This window comes from Bordetella sp. FB-8 (genome assembly GCF_000382185.1).
In the GTDB taxonomy this organism is placed as follows: Bacteria; Pseudomonadota; Gammaproteobacteria; order Burkholderiales; family Burkholderiaceae_B; genus Bordetella.
This window is the reverse complement of sequence record NZ_KB907784.1, coordinates 1,204,836-1,219,050: the sequence shown is the minus strand read 5'-3', so window position 1 is coordinate 1,219,050 and position 14,215 is coordinate 1,204,836. Positions and strand designations below refer to the sequence as shown.

At 59.0% G+C, this 14,215-nt stretch carries 13 protein-coding genes and 1 pseudogene; 5 read left to right on the top strand and 9 right to left on the bottom strand.

Going from position 1 to position 14,215, the window contains the following annotated elements:
- Positions 1–2: 2 nt before the first annotated feature.
- The 9 genes from H143_RS0105770 to H143_RS0105730 are packed head-to-tail and all read right to left on the bottom strand — an operon-like array spanning position 3 to position 9,446.
- Entirely contained in the window at positions 3–1,286 is a 1,284-nt protein-coding gene (locus H143_RS0105770; RefSeq protein WP_081627008.1) for a glycosyltransferase, read from the bottom strand.
- Positions 1,287–1,314: 28 nt separating this feature from the next.
- Entirely contained in the window at positions 1,315–2,367 is a 1,053-nt protein-coding gene (locus tag H143_RS0105765; protein ID WP_019937286.1) for an NAD-dependent epimerase/dehydratase family protein, read from the bottom strand.
- A 17-nt stretch (positions 2,368–2,384) separates the two neighbouring features.
- Complete coding sequence (locus H143_RS0105760; RefSeq protein WP_019937285.1) at positions 2,385–3,320, bottom strand: NAD-dependent epimerase/dehydratase family protein; 936 nt, start codon at positions 3,318–3,320, stop codon at positions 2,385–2,387.
- A 3-nt stretch (positions 3,321–3,323) separates the two neighbouring features.
- Entirely contained in the window at positions 3,324–4,268 is a 945-nt protein-coding gene (locus H143_RS0105755; RefSeq protein ID WP_019937284.1) for an NAD-dependent epimerase/dehydratase family protein, read from the bottom strand.
- Between the two features lie 30 nt (positions 4,269–4,298).
- Complete coding sequence (gene wecB, locus H143_RS0105750; RefSeq protein ID WP_019937283.1) at positions 4,299–5,384, bottom strand: non-hydrolyzing UDP-N-acetylglucosamine 2-epimerase; 1,086 nt, start codon at positions 5,382–5,384, stop codon at positions 4,299–4,301.
- A complete protein-coding gene (locus tag H143_RS0105745; RefSeq protein ID WP_033366115.1) occupies positions 5,381–6,484 on the bottom strand; it encodes a DegT/DnrJ/EryC1/StrS aminotransferase family protein in 1,104 nt (367 codons plus the stop codon). The genes wecB and H143_RS0105745 overlap by 4 nt, the downstream gene beginning before the upstream one ends.
- A gap of 2 nt (positions 6,485–6,486) precedes the next feature.
- Positions 6,487–7,068 (bottom strand): UDP-2-acetamido-3-amino-2,3-dideoxy-D-glucuronate N-acetyltransferase, encoded by a 582-nt coding sequence (gene wbpD, locus H143_RS0105740; RefSeq protein ID WP_019937281.1) that lies wholly within the window; start codon positions 7,066–7,068, stop codon positions 6,487–6,489.
- 3 nt (positions 7,069–7,071) lie between these two features.
- Positions 7,072–8,130, bottom strand: a complete 1,059-nt coding sequence (locus H143_RS0105735; RefSeq protein ID WP_019937280.1) for a Gfo/Idh/MocA family protein — start codon at positions 8,128–8,130, stop codon at positions 7,072–7,074.
- A 20-nt stretch (positions 8,131–8,150) separates the two neighbouring features.
- On the bottom strand, positions 8,151–9,446 hold the full coding sequence (locus H143_RS0105730) for a nucleotide sugar dehydrogenase (RefSeq protein ID WP_026349771.1): 1,296 nt from the start codon (positions 9,444–9,446) through the stop codon (positions 8,151–8,153).
- 252 nt (positions 9,447–9,698) lie between these two features.
- Here H143_RS0105730 and H143_RS0105725 point away from each other — a divergent pair, with 252 nt between their 5' ends.
- The 5 genes and pseudogenes from H143_RS0105725 to H143_RS22380 all read left to right on the top strand — a co-directional run.
- The gene (locus H143_RS0105725) at positions 9,699–10,685 is read left to right on the top strand and encodes a glycosyltransferase (RefSeq protein WP_369751077.1); all 987 of its coding nucleotides are present in this window, start codon (positions 9,699–9,701) and stop codon (positions 10,683–10,685) included.
- Positions 10,686–10,689: 4 nt separating this feature from the next.
- A complete protein-coding gene (locus H143_RS0105720; protein ID WP_019937277.1) occupies positions 10,690–11,628 on the top strand; it encodes an SDR family oxidoreductase in 939 nt (312 codons plus the stop codon).
- Positions 11,625–12,179: a sugar transferase gene (locus H143_RS0105715; protein ID WP_019937276.1), complete on the top strand. Its 555-nt coding sequence runs from the start codon at positions 11,625–11,627 to the stop codon at positions 12,177–12,179. The genes H143_RS0105720 and H143_RS0105715 overlap by 4 nt, the downstream gene beginning before the upstream one ends.
- A complete protein-coding gene (locus H143_RS0105710; RefSeq protein ID WP_019937275.1) occupies positions 12,176–14,008 on the top strand; it encodes a nucleoside-diphosphate sugar epimerase/dehydratase in 1,833 nt (610 codons plus the stop codon). Before H143_RS0105715 ends, H143_RS0105710 begins: the two co-directional genes overlap by 4 nt.
- 17 nt (positions 14,009–14,025) lie before the next feature.
- Positions 14,026–14,189: pseudogene (locus H143_RS22380) on the top strand (transposase); the annotation flags it as partial.
- Positions 14,190–14,215 lie beyond the last annotated feature (26 nt).

The window sequence follows — 14,215 nt, the reverse complement described above, 5'->3', positions numbered from 1 at the left end:
ATTCAGCTCACAGTCGCGTCGTTATAAAGCTTGAGCATCCGCTCAGCTTCGTTGTCCCAGCACAAATCCTTCGATGCGAGCACCGCTTTGCGCTTCATCGCATCGATGACATCGCGAGTCAAACCATTGACGGTGTCGGCAATGTCTTGGGGATCGAGCCCCTTGAAAACCACGCCGTGTCCATACTGGCGGCACAAACGCGTCATCTCGGATAGATCGCTCACACACAATGCTAGCCCTGCCATCGTGTATTCGAAGAATTTATTCGGCAATACGTAATGATTTTGCAGCGAGTGCCCTTTCAGAGCAAAAAACCCAATATCGAATTCCCGCGCGGAAGCCACCAGTTCGATCATCGGCACGGGTGGCAACATTAATATCCTGTCCGCCAGATCCAGCGATTGGATTTGATCTCTTAGCGACTGCAGGTATTTTTCATCGCCAGGTCCGCGTATATGCAGCGAATATTCCGGCCGCCACAAGGGGACGCTCGCAATGGCTTCCTCCAATCCTCGTCCCGGCGCCACGATGCCGTGATACAGCAGGCGGATGGCTTCGCCGGTCGGACGAAAATCTGATTCCGAATACCGAGGCGCATTGCGGATCACGATCGGCTTCGTAGATAGCGAATACATACGCTCGAGGGCATCGGCAATGCCGGAAGACACCGTGGAGACAACCTTGGCACCTGCGATGTAGCGTCGCTCCAGCGCCTTGATGATGGGACGATTGAACAAACGCCAGCGCCATATTTGAGAATATTCATTGACCGCGAATTCGTGAGAGTCGTATACGAAGACCCCTTTTTCACGTTCCGCCATCCGCGCGGCAATAGGCAACGCTGTCCAGTCGTTGGCGAGCCATAGATCGGCTTTGACGGTTCCCGCGGCCTCCGCCATCTGGCGAATATTCGGCAAGGACCAATATATAGACTCACCATAGTCCGGAGCGAAATGGAGCTTGAAAATATGTTTCGCCCAACGCGCTTTTGCCAGCAACCTTAGCGTAGGTATCTTCTTCAGCGTCTTCTTTATTTGCTGGAGAACTCTTCTTGCTCCAGATGTTTGTGCTTCTGTGCTTTCGTTGCGCGTGCTTGTGCCTTCGGCGCGCACGAGGATCGGCCACCGGACTGTCGGATCCTGCGTGCCGGGTATGCCGACTGCGATCACATTCCAACCCGCGTCAAATAAAGCATCGCACTGACGACGCACCCGAGGATCGTTCGGAATATCGGAAAGTGCGATTACACAAGCAGTAGCTGCAGGTTTCGATGAGAAATCTGACATTGGAATATTTTTTCAATGGATAATTCGCTCAAGATTGCGACATCATCTTGTCGTGCTTAGTGATACTGCGTCTGATCAAATTAGCATTGGCTTTGGTCCATTCGACAGTGCGTCGGATCCCTTCGCTGATATCCACTTGTGCTGTAAATCCGAGTTTCGCCTGCGCTTTTTCAGTGGAAGCGAAACGTTTACCGGATCGGTCCCAGTCGCGGGCCGGCTTCAGATCCAATGGCGTGGAATTGCCCGTGAATTCATTGATCATCTTCGCTAGATCAAGGATGGTGGTTTCCTTGCCCGTAGCCAGGTTGTAGACCTCACCGATTTCACCCTTAAGAGCGCACGCCATCAGGCCGCAACCCATGTCTTCGACGAAGATGAAGTCGCGGCTGGCGTTGCCGCCGTTGTCCAGCGGCAGAGCCTCTCCGTGGAGCGCGCGCCAAATAAAAGTCGGCGTGACGTTGCGCCAGACAGTGTGGACGGTGCCGCGCCACTGGCCGGCCCCGAGAATTTCGCGAGGGCCGTAGGCGTTGGAAAAGCGCGCCTTGACGAAAGGTAGTTGGTGACGCTGGAAGTAGTAGTTCCCGTAAAGCTCGCCGATGATCTTGGAGATCGAATAGGGGCTGTCGTGATACAGGGTGACGGGCTGGTCTTCGGTGGTCGCGGTCGGTTGGTCGTAGGTTTTTTCCGCGACGGCGCAGGCTGCCGCGGCATAAACGACCTTCTTCAGGTTCTTGATGTCCTTGAGCCGATCGAACAGTTTGAGCGAGGTGTAGGTATTGTTGTCGTGGTCGACGAAGGGGTCCGCAATCGACGACTGGTTGCCGTGGAAGCAGGCCAGGTGAAACGCATAATCGAGGTCTTGCGGTAAATCCGCAAGAATCTTGTCGCTGGTAATCGGGCCGAATACGAATTTCACGCGCGGATCGCCTGGGATGTTGGCAACATCCGATGAAAGCAAGTTGTCGACGATGATGATTTGCTTAGGATCCTGGGCCAGGATCTGATGAACCAGATTGCTGCCGATGAAACCGGCTCCGCCGACGACGAGAACCTTGCTACCTTGAAAGCCGCCGTTGCTCATATCTATCTCCCTTCTCGTCACTTATTGGCCGAGGGGGCTTTGAGGTGGGAATACACGTCGGTGATTCCGTATTTGTCGTACCACGCCATTTGACGCTTGACGGTGTCGGAGAAACTAACCTTCGGCTTCCAGCCAAAGGCCTTCAGAGTTTCGCTGGCATCGAGCGCGACAATGGGCACATCGTCGGCTGCAGGTGGGGTGATCGGCACTTCCTGGCGACCAAGTCCCAGATAGTCCGTTACGATGTCGAAGATTTCCTTGATCGTATGGGCTTCGCCACTCGAGATATTGAACACACCCGTGGGCGCGTCTTCCTTGATGGCCAGATCCATGAAGGCAATGAAGTCGGACATGTCCAGGAAGTCGCGCGCCGTGTCGGAGCAGAAACAGCCTTGCCCGGCCTTCAGCCGTTTGTAGAACGTCGGGATGGGGCCAATGGCCAGGCGAGGGCCGGTGACATTGGCAAGTCGCAGCGACAGCGTGGGCACGCCGGAAAGCAGCATGTACTGTTCTCCCGCGGTCTTGGATATGCCGTAGCTGGTGAACGGTGCGCTGGGATGGCTGACCGGAATGGGCAGTTGAGTCGGGAGGCCGTAGTTCAGCGCAGTCTGAAAATTGATCAGGCGTTTTACGCCATGCGTCTTGGCGGCTTTGGCGATATAGGCGCTGCCAATTACATTGGTCCGGGCATCTTCGACCCAGTCGTCAGGATCTTTATAAGCCGCGGCGGAGTGTACGACGAGTTCAGGCTTGAGCTGCGCGAAGCAGGCTTCCACTAGTGCCGGGTCGGCAATATCCCCTTCCTGGACTGTCAGCCCGGGGACTTCCGGCACGACTTCGCGCTTGCCGGTGGCAAAGTTGTCGATGACGAAAATTTCATGGCCTTGGGGCAGCCAGTGTTCGATCAGGTTGGAACCAAGGCAACCTGCGCCGCCGGTGATCAGGATACGCATGGCTTACTTCTTGTCTTGCAGGCGCAGGTGGGTATATTCACCCAGCGTACCGTGTTGTTTGTAGTAGTTGATGGCGTCGGATACCGTCTCTTGCATCGGTGTGAACTTGATATCGCCGAAATCCGCGAACGTGCGACTGGGATCGAGCAAGATGGAAAAGACATCATCTGGCCCCAGCGCTTTGACTTCGGCCTGGGGCTTGTTGTCGCCGGTGAAACCCATGGCGTTTACGACAGCGTTGTAGAGTTCCTGGATGGTCACGTCCTTGCCGGACGAGAAGTGATAGGCGCCATGGCCGACACCGTCCAGGGCCTTGAGGACCACGCGGGCCAGATCCTTGACATACACGAAGTCGCGGCGGGCTTCGGTGACGAAGCATTGTTTGCCGTCTTTCAGGCGCTGATAGAAGATCGGCAGAGGGCCGGCGACATTGCGCGGGCCGACAACGTTGGCCAGGCGGAAAGTGACGAAATCGACGCCCGACAGCTCGATATAGTATTCATTGGTCGTCTTGGAAATGGCGTAGCTACTGCCGACCGGGTTGCGTGGATGGTCGAGCCGGATCGGCGACTGGCTGGGCTTGAGGCCATAGCACAGTGCGGTCTGGAAGTAGACGAAGCGCTTGACACCGAACTTCTTGGCGGCGTCGACCATGTTGGAGCCGCCGACGCAGTTGGTCAGCGTATCGTTGTACCAATCGTCGGGGTCTTTGTAGGAAGCGGCTGTGTGGACGATGGCCTCGGGACGGAATTCGCCGACCAGCTTTTCGACCAGTTCCTTGTTGGCAATCGTGTCGATGACAAGCTTGAGGTTTGGGTGGTCGCTCAGGTGCTCGCGTCGTCCGGTTGCCAGGTTGTCGATGGCAACGACCTGATCGCCGCGCTCAAGCAGCATCTCGACCACATGGGAGCCGATTTGTCCCAGACCGCCAGTAACCAATACCTTCATTTTTACCCTCTACTTAAATGTTGAATATGATTAATGCTGAGCAATCAGGTTAGCAATCCTGACCGCCGCATCGCCTTGACCGTATGGCATGGCCTTGATGTTGGGTTGGCCTTGGCGCATGGCAATTTCGAATGCGTTCAATATGGCATCGCGCGATGCGCCAACCAGTTGATTGGCTCCGGCTTCCACCGTTTCCACCCATTCCGTTTCTTCGCGCATGGTGATGCAGGGAACCCCGTAGAAAAAAGCTTCCTTTTGCACGCCGCCCGAGTCGGTAAGGACGAGGCGAGCCGCTTGCTCCAAGGCCACCATGTCGAGGAATGGCAGCGGATCGGTAAGCCGGATGCCGCCAAGTTTTTGATTCATGCCGTAGTCCGCGAGCAGTTTGCGCGTGCGCGGGTGTAAGGGCAGGATCACAGGTAGTTGCGTTGCGATCTCCGCCAGTGCGCCGATGATGGCGCCTAGGCGCTCTGGATCGTCCGTGTTTTCCGCGCGATGGCAGGTGGCCAGGGCGAATTCGCCTTCTGTCAATCCCAGGTCGCGCAGGCTGGTGCTTTGCTTTCTAGCGCGCTCGCGATAGAACAGCGCGACGTCATACATGACGTCGCCGATATTGTGCACGCTATCGACTATACCCTCGTGCTTGAGATTGGCTACGGCGGCATCGGTTGGGCAAAACAGCAGAGTCGATATGCGATCGGACAGGATGCGGTTGATCTCTTCCGGCATGCGCATATTGAAGGAGCGCAAACCGGCTTCGACGTGCGCCACGGGGATGTGCAGTTTTGCGGCCGCCAGCGCGCCGGCCAGGGTGGAATTGGTGTCGCCGTAGATCAGCACCCAATCGGGTTTTTCCTGCAACAGCACCTTTTCCACGCCTTCCAGCATGCGGCCCGTCATGGCGCCGTGGCTACCGCCTGATACTTCCAGATTAAAGCCGGGTTTGGGGATGTCGAGTTCTTCGAAAAACACCCCGGACATATTCTGGTCGTAATGCTGGCCCGTGTGGACAATGATCTCGTCGATCGTTCCCTTGTGTTCATCGCGCAGGGCGCGTGAAACGGCCGCTGCCTTGATGAATTGGGGGCGTGCCCCCAGGATAGTGATCAGCTTCATGCCGGTGCCAGCGATTTCGCGACGGCGGACACAATCCGGTCCTGATCATCCGCCGAAAGATCCGCGCTCATGGGCAGGCTCATGACGCGCTTGGCAATGGCTTCCGACTTCGGGGTCGGGATGGGGCTGACGCAAAGCTCGCGGTAGGCCGGCTGCTCGTTCAAGGGCACCGGGTAATGCACGGCGGTGGGGATACCGGCGTCCTTCAGTTTGGCCTGCAGGCCTTCGCGATCGTCGACCAGCACGGTGTATTGGGCAAAGACGCTATCGCGGTCCGCGCGCTGCACGATGCGGCGGATGCCGTGCTGGCCGAGCAGTTCGTTGTAGCGCTGGCCGACGGCCAGACGTTGTTCGATTTCCCACGCGAAGCGCTCCAGCTTGGCCAGCGTGATCGCGCATTGCAGGGTGTCCATGCGGCCACCCACGCCGATGCGGGTGTGGACGTAGCGCTTGCTTTGTCCGTGCACGCGGATTTCGCGGCAGGCCTGGGCCAGCGCGTCATTGTTGGTGAAGACGGCGCCGCCGTCGCCGTAGCAGCCCAGCGGCTTGCTGGGAAAGAAGCTGGTGCAGCCCAGCGTGCTCAGGTTGCAGCTCTTGCGGCCCTTGTAGGTGGCGCCGAAGCTTTGCGCGGCGTCTTCGATGACGGGGATGTTGCCGTGGCGCGCGGCGACAGCGTTGATCTCGTCCATGTCGGCGGCCTGCCCGTACAGGCTGACCGGCATGATCGCCTTGGTGCGCGGCGTGATCGCGGCTTCGATCAGGGAGGCGTCGATGTTGCCGGTATCGGGCTCGATATCGACCAGGACCGGCGTCGCGCCCAGGAGGACGATGACTTCGGCGGTGGCGACGAACGTGAACGGCGTGGTGATGACCTCGTCGCCGCGCCCGATGCCCAGCGCCATGAGGCTGATCAGCAGGGCTTCGGTTCCGCTGGCGACGGTGACGCAGTGCTTGGCGCCGGTGTTGGCGGCCAACCGCTCTTCGAGTTCCTTGACTTCCGGCCCCATGATGTATTGGCCGTGTTCGAGCACCTGGTTGATGCGGCGCTGGATTTCCGGTTGCAGCGCCCGGTACTGCGCCTTCAAGTCGATAAAGGGAATCGTCATTTCTGTGCTTTCCTGAGGGTCTTGCCGTTCAGCGTGTAGATCGAGCCGTCGTGGGGGCAGGTGTATTGCCCGCTGCCTTCGAGCGGCAGGTCTATCTGTTCTCCGTATTCGCTCATCCAGCCGATTTGCCGGGCGGGTACGCCCACCATCAGGGCGTAGGCCGGTACGTCTCGGTTGATCACGGCTCCCGCGCCGACGAAGGCGAATTCGCCGATGGTCGCGCCGCAGACGATGGTGCAGTTGGCGCCCAGGGTGGCGCCGCGCTTGACGAGGGTGTCGCGATATTCGTTCTTGCGCTCGATCAGCGAGCGCGGGTTGTACACATTGGTGAACACCATGCTCGGGCCGCAGAACACGCCTTCTTCCAGGGTGACGTTGTCATAGACCGAGACGTTGTTCTGGATTTTGCAGCGATCGCCGATGACGACCTTGTTGCCGACGAAGACGTTTTGTCCGAGCGAGACGCCCTGGCCGATGCGGGCGCCGCCGCAGACGTGCGCGAAATGCCAGACGCGGCTGCCGTCGCCGATCTGGGCGCCTTCGTCAACGATGGCGCTGGAGTGGATGGTGGCCGCCATGGATCAGTATTCCAGCGGCAGCGACACGGTCTTGCCATCGCGCGCGGCCAGATAGGCGGCGATCAGCAGTTCCAGCGACTTCAGGCCTTCGCGGCCGTCGGTCTCGGGTTCGGCCTCGCCGCGCAGCACGTCGACCACGTTCTTGTAATAGAGCGGATGGCCGAAGCCGTAGACCGAGGTGGTCTGGTAGTTTGCTTCCTTGATCTGGGCGTCGTAGTCCTTGGCTTCCGAGAACTGCCAGAGCTGGATGTCGTTGACGGCGACGCCGCCGATACGCACGGTGCCTTTCTCGCCCAGGATAGTGATGCTGCCTTCCAGGTTCTGCGGATAGGTGAGCATGGTGACGCTCATGGAGCCGAGCGCGCCGTTGCGCCATTTGATATTGAGCACGCCGGTGTCTTCGACCTCGATGTCGCGCGTGGTGCTCATCATGGCCTGCACTTTTTCGACCGGGCCGATCAGCCAGTCGAGCAGGTCGACGTAGTGGCTGGCCTGGTTCATGAAGGCGCCGCCGTCGAATTCCCACGTGCCGCGCCAGCCGTTGCCCTGGTCGTAGTATTCCTGCGGGCGCGTCCAGAACACGTTCAGGTGCACCATGTGGATGCGGCCGAAGCGCTTCTCGGTGACGGCGCGCTTGAGCAACTGCAGGGTGGTGTTGCGGCGGTTCTGCTTGACCACGAAGAGGCGCACGCCGGCTTCGTCGCAGGCGCGGACCATGCGCACTCCGTCGGCCCAGCGGGTGGCCATGGGCTTTTCGGTGATGACGCGCACTTTGTGCTTGGCGATCATCACGGCCTGGTCGGGATGGATGCCGCTGGGCGTGCACAGGGCGACGATGTCCAGCTTTTCGCGTTCTAGCATTTCTTCCAGGTCGAGGTAGGCCGGGACCTTGTATTTGGCTTCATGTTCGGCAAGCACTGCCGGGTCGATATCGCAGATGGCCGCCAGTTCGAGCTGATCGGCATGCTTTTCGATGGAGCCGAAGTGGTTGCGCGAAATGCGGCCGCAGCCGACGACGGCGATGCGTATCTTGCGGCCGGTGATTGACGCGTAATGCAGCATGGTGTGCCCTTTGGATGGGATTACAGGCGAAAGACGGTGAAGCCGGCCTCGCCTGCTTCGTTGCGGTCGAACAAGGCCTTCACGTCGGCGAGGACGGGCTTGTCGCCGCGGCACAGGGCGCGCAGCGCCGCCGGCGTGGATTGGCGAAATTCGTTGTGACCGACCGCCACGACCAGCGAATCGACCGGATGGTCGGCGTCAATGGCGCCGAGCTCGATGCCGTATTCGTGTTTGACTTCCTCGGTGTCGGCCCAGGGGTCGCTGACGACGACATTGACGTTCCACTGCCTGAGTTCTTTGATGAGATCGGCAACCTTGCTGTTGCGGATGTCGGGGCAGTTTTCCTTGAACGTGACGCCCATGACGCCCACGGTGCTGCGCGAGACGTCGATGCCGTTTTTCAGCATGAGCTTGATGACGTTGCGCGCGCAGTAGCGGGCCATGTTGTCGTTGATGCGGCGGCCAGCCAGGATGACCTGCGGGTGGTAGCCGACTTCTTCAGCCTTGTGTGTGAGGTAATAAGGGTCGACGCCGATGCAGTGGCCGCCGACCATGCCGGGCCTGAAAGGCAGGAAGTTCCACTTGCTGCCCGCGGCCTCGAGCACGTCGATGGTGTCGATGCCCAGGCGGTCGAAGATGACGGACAGTTCGTTGACCAGCGCGATATTGAGGTCGCGCTGCGTGTTCTCGATGACCTTGGCAGCTTCGGCCACGCGCAGGCTGGCGGCCGGAAAGGTGCCGGCCGTGATGATGCTGCCGTAAAGGGAGTCGACTGCCTTGGCGACTTCCGGAGTCGAGCCGCTGGTGATCTTGCGGATCTTGGTCAGCGTGTTGACCTTGTCGCCCGGGTTGATGCGCTCGGGGCTGTAGCCGCAGAAAAAGTCCTGGTTGAATTTCAGCCCGGATTTTTGTTCGAGGATGGGCACGCAGATTTCTTCGGTGCAGCCCGGATAGACCGTCGACTCATAGATGACGATGGCGCCGGCCTTGAGGGCGCTGCCGACGGTTTCGCTGGCCTTGACCAGCGGCGTCAGGTCGGGGCGGTTGGCCTGGTCGATCGGAGTCGGGACGGTGACGATGAAGATATCGCAGCTCTTGAGATCTTCGCGGTTGCTGCTATAGCTGAGCTGTCTGGCCGAGACCAGATCCGCGGGGGCGACTTCGAGCGTGTTGTCATGGCCGGCCTCGAGCTGGGCTACGCGCGCCTGGTTGATGTCAAACCCCAGAACTGGCCGATGCTTGCCGAACTCGACAGCAAGCGGCAAACCTACGTACCCTAGACCAACGATTGCAATCTTTTTATTGGAAATATTCATATTTATCAATAGGTTACGCATAAAATAACTGTGCCGCCGAGCGCAGCTAAGCTGGGCTAGTGTCCGACGTCAGCCACAACATGACCAAGCCAGGGCGATAATTGTAGTCCCTGACTAGGGTTAGATACGGCTTACGCTACGTGTTTCAGATTTTTGTCAGTTACATTGCTGCTTCTGTGCCCGGTACGCTACCGTTTCTTGCCGCAGAAATGCGGATTTCCTAATAGATTGTGAGTTTGGAATTAATTTCTCTTGCTTAATGATTTGGGTAGCTCGTTATCGTTGACCGTAAGAGGACCGGACGCGCGGCGTGAGATCGTTCCAAAGATCGCGGTCTGTCTCGCGGCCTATAACGGCGTGGGGTGGCTGCCGGAGCAGATGCGCTCAATCCTTGATCAGCGTGGGGTGGCGCCTACCGTATTCGTCAGTGTCGATGCGTCTTCCGATGGCACGGAAGCCTGGATCGATGCTTATGCCTCGCGGGATGCGCGTGTCGTGGTGCTGCCGCACGGGGACCGTTTCGGCAGTGCGGGCCGCAATTTCTTCCGCTTGTTGCGCGATGTCGATTTTTCGGATTACGACTATATGTGCTTCGCGGATCAGGACGATCTTTGGCTGCAGGACAAGCTCGAGCGGGCCTGCGCCAGCATTCGGGAGAGCGACGCCGATGCGTATTCGAGCAATGTCACGGCATTCTGGCCGGATGGCCGCCGGTTGCTGATAGACAAGGCGCAGCGGCAGCGCAAGTGGGATTTCCTTTTCGAGGCCGCCGGCCCGGGATGCACTTATGTGCTGTCGTCCAGGCTGGCCCAGGCTGCGCAGGCCAGAGTCCGGGCATGCTGGCCGGACATGCAGGCGGTCGCCCTGCATGATTGGTTCGTGTATGCGTTCGCGCGGTCCCAGGGGTTCCGGTGGGTAATGGATGCCTCCCCCGGCTTGCTTTATCGCCAGCACGGCAACAATGAAATGGGAGCCAATGCCGGCTGGGCGACGATCAAGCGCCGTCTGGCCAAGGTATTCGACGGCTGGTGGCTGGAGCAGGCCGCGCTGATCGCGCGGCTGGTCGGCCAGGACGATGCGCCTGTCGTGAGGCGCGGTTTGCACGGCGGCCGATTGGGGTTGCTGTGGCTGGCGATGCAGGCGGGTTCATGCCGCCGTCGGGCGATGGATAGGGTCGCTTTCTTTTTGTTCTGTGCAGTCTTGAGCGTGGTCGGCAGGCATGCGGGAAAGGGGTGTTGATCTGATGGGCCTTCGTGTATTGGTGACCGGCGCGTCCGGTTTTGTCGGCCAGGCGTTTTGCAGCGAGTGGGCGGCGCGCGGGGGGGAGGTCGTGGCCGCGCTGAGAACGTCGCGGACGTTTTCCAGGAAGATCACGCCGGTGGTTGTCGGCGACCTCGCGGAGGATGTCGATTGGCGCGGCGCCTTGCAGGGAGTGGATGTGGTCGTGCACCTGGCGGCGCGCGTTCATGTAATGCGCGATACGGCTAGCGATCCTCTCGCCGCGTTTCGCAAGGTCAATGTCGAAGGCACGCGTAACCTGGCAAGGCAGGCAGCCGAGGCCGGCGTGAAGCGCTTCGTGTTTCTGAGTAGTGTCAAGGTCAATGGGGAGTCCACGCCGCTAGGCCGGGCATTTACGACCGATGACGTCCCCGCGCCCGAAGACGCCTACGGCATGTCCAAGCTGGAGACCGAACAAGCCTTGCGGGAGCTGTGCGCGCGGACTGGCATGGAGTTCGTCGTGATCCGCCCGCCGCTGGTATATGGCCCAGGGGTCCGAGGAAATTTCCAGGCTATGCTGCGCGCCGTTCGGCGCGGCATTCCGTTGCCTTTGGGGGCGGTCGATAATCGCCGCAGTCTGGTCGCGCTGGACAATCTGGTCGACTTAATCGCGACCTGCCTGGCGCACCCGGCCGCGGCAAACCAGGTGTTCATGGTGTCCGATGCGGAAGTGGTCTCGACTACCGTATTGCTGCGTAAAGTCGCGGCCGCCTACGGCCTGCCGGGACGCCTAGTTCCGGTGCCCGCGAGCTGGCTGCGCTTTTGCGCCGCGTCGCTGGGAAAGTGTCCGGCGGCTGATCGCCTGCTGGGGTCGCTGGTGGTCGATGTGTCAAAAACGCGCGCTATGCTCGGCTGGACGCCTGTCGTATCCATGGATGATCAATTAAAAAAGATGGCCAAATGATCCGCGTTCTCGATGTGATATTTGCTTTTTTCGGCCTGGTTTTCGGCTCGCCTGTCCTGGTCGTCCTGACCGTTATGGGGTTGTTCGACACCGGTTCGCCCTTTTTTCTCCAGACACGGGTCGGGCGGCATCAGCGCCCCTTCACACTGTTGAAATTCAGGACGATGCGACCCGATACGGCTTCGGTGGCGACGCATCTGGCCGATGCTTCCGCCATTACGCCGCTTGGCGGATTTCTGCGCCGCTCCAAGCTGGACGAGCTGCCCCAGCTATGGAATGTCTTGCGTGGGGACATGAGTCTGGTCGGGCCGCGCCCCTGCCTGTTCAACCAGACCGAATTGATCGCCGCCCGCGCGGCGCAGGGCGTGTTTGAGGCTCGACCAGGCATTACCGGGCTGGCGCAGGTCAACGGCATCGACATGTCCACCCCTCAATTGCTGGCCGAGACAGACCGTAAAATGCTTGCTGAATTGAATATTGCTATGTACTTCCGCTATCTGCTGATGACAGTTCTCGGCAAGGGTAGCGGAGATCGGATTAGAAAATCTTGAATCCTCGATCTTTAGTCGCAACGCTGCACGATCTCTTTGCTGCCGCCATCGCGTGGCTTTTGGCTTATTGGTTCCGCTTCAATTTGGACGCGCCATACCAGTATGCGCAAATGATGTGGTCCTACCTTGTCTGGGTGGTGCCAGTTCAAGGCGTTGCGTTTTATGGTTTCGGCTTATATCGCGGTATTTGGCGCTTTGCCAGCATTCCGGATTTGCGGCGAATCGTGCTGGCCGTTGGTGTATCGGCGCTGGCGGTGCCTATGGTTTTGTTCATGGTCAACCGTTTGGTCGATGTTCCACGTTCGGTGCTGGTTCTCGATCCTATTTTGTTGGTTCTGATTATGGGGGGAAGCCGCTTCTTCTATCGAGCCTGGAAGGATGGGGCCTTGGTTTCGCCAGGCCAGCTGAATGCGGCTCCGGTAATCATTATGGGAGCAGGCACGGCGGCTGCGGCGTTGTTGCGCGATTTGGTTCGTAATCCGAATTGGCGGGCTGTAGCCTTGCTTGACGATGATCCGCGCAAGCTGGGGTCGAACATTCTCAATGTTCCCATCGTGGGCGGTTTTGCTGATATCGCGGCGCAGGCGAAGCGTTTCGGAACTGAACATGCCATCGTGGCGATGTCGTCGGTCTCTGCGGGCGTGCGCCGCCGCGCTACCGAGATGGCCGTCGATGCCGGACTCAAGGTAATGATCTTGCCACCGCCTAGCGATCTGCTCGATGGCAAGGTCTCGGTATCGCAAATGCGCCGTGTCGAACTGGAAGACTTGCTGGGGCGCGACCCGGTGCAGCTTGATGATGCTGGCCTTTCCAGTTTGTTTGTGGGGCAGGTCGTGTTAGTTAGCGGGGCGGGCGGTTCCATCGGTTCCGAGTTGTGTCGTCAGATCGGCCGTTATGCACCTTCTCGCGTTGTTTTCCTAGAGCTATCCGAGTTTGCCTTGTACCGGATCGAGCAAGAGTTCTCGACGATCTTCCCCAAAATTGCGGGGGCATACATAGTTAGCGATGTCAAAGATGCGGCATTGCTCGAGTCCGTTTTTGCCGAATATAAGCCAGCGATCGTGTTTCATGCCGCAGCCTATAAGCACGTGCCATTGATGGAAAATTTCAATGCATGGCAAGCTGTGCGCAACAATGTACAAGGCACGCTTTGCCTTGCGCGCGCGGCTGTCCGGCACGGCGTGCGAGAATTTGTGCTGATCTCGACAGACAAAGCGGTTAATCCGACCAATGTTATGGGCGCTACCAAACGTCTGGCCGAGCGCGTCTGCCAGGTCATCCAATCAATATCCCCTTCCACACGGTTTGTGATGGTGCGTTTTGGCAATGTCCTGGGCAGCAGCGGCAGTGTCATTCCCAAATTTCGAGAACAGATTGCTGCCGGCGGCCCCGTTACCGTGACGCATCGCGAAATCACACGCTATTTCATGTTGATCCCAGAAGCTTGTCAGCTTGTGCTGCAGGCCGCGTTGCAGGCGAGCCAAGGGGAAGAGGGAGGGCGCATCGTCGTGCTCGACATGGGTGAACCTGTTCGCATTTATGATCTAGCGCGGGACATGATCCGTTTGTCCGGCTACACCGAAAGTGAAATCCGAATCGAAGTCACCGGGTTGCGTCCAGGTGAAAAGCTTTACGAAGAACTGCTGGCTGACAGCGAACACACGCTGGCGACACCACATCCGAAACTTCGCGTCGCAAAGCCAGATCACTCGGCGAACGAGTCATGGTTGCAAGAGATAGACGCTTGGCTAGCGATGCCGTTTTACGGGGAAGCGGAGACCAAGCAGCGACTAAAGCACTATGTGCCTGAATATTCTCCCGCAGTATAGCGATCATGATTGTAGTATTGGGCGAATGGGTCGGCATCTGCGGGCTACGCTTGCAGCCACTGGTCGGTGCGATCGAGGCCGAGGTGCTTGAGCGGGTGTGCTGCATGCCGACGAGACGCCAGTGCAGATGCTCAAGCCCGGCAACAAAGGCAAGACGCATCGGGCCTACCTGTGGGTGTACACGCCGAGTTCCTACGATGGCCTTCA

Excerpts from the sequence above, each read along its gene's own strand:
- H143_RS0105770 (WP_081627008.1), bottom strand. The coding sequence starts at position 1,286 with ATGTCAGATTTCTCATCGAAACCTGCAGCTACTGCTTGTGTAATCGCA.
- H143_RS0105760 (WP_019937285.1), bottom strand. The coding sequence starts at position 3,320 with ATGCGTATCCTGATCACCGGCGGCGCAGGTTGCCTTGGTTCCAACCTG.
- H143_RS0105730 (WP_026349771.1), bottom strand. The coding sequence starts at position 9,446 with ATGAATATTTCCAATAAAAAGATTGCAATCGTTGGTCTAGGGTACGTA.
- H143_RS0105735 (WP_019937280.1), bottom strand. The coding sequence starts at position 8,130 with ATGCTGCATTACGCGTCAATCACCGGCCGCAAGATACGCATCGCCGTC.
- H143_RS0105755 (WP_019937284.1), bottom strand. The coding sequence starts at position 4,268 with ATGAAGGTATTGGTTACTGGCGGTCTGGGACAAATCGGCTCCCATGTG.
- wbpD (WP_019937281.1), bottom strand. The coding sequence starts at position 7,068 with ATGGCGGCCACCATCCACTCCAGCGCCATCGTTGACGAAGGCGCCCAG.
- H143_RS0105715 (WP_019937276.1), top strand. The coding sequence starts at position 11,625 with ATGATCCGCGTTCTCGATGTGATATTTGCTTTTTTCGGCCTGGTTTTC.
- H143_RS0105765 (WP_019937286.1), bottom strand. The coding sequence starts at position 2,367 with ATGAGCAACGGCGGCTTTCAAGGTAGCAAGGTTCTCGTCGTCGGCGGA.
- H143_RS0105720 (WP_019937277.1), top strand. The coding sequence starts at position 10,690 with ATGGGCCTTCGTGTATTGGTGACCGGCGCGTCCGGTTTTGTCGGCCAG.
- wecB (WP_019937283.1), bottom strand. The coding sequence starts at position 5,384 with ATGAAGCTGATCACTATCCTGGGGGCACGCCCCCAATTCATCAAGGCA.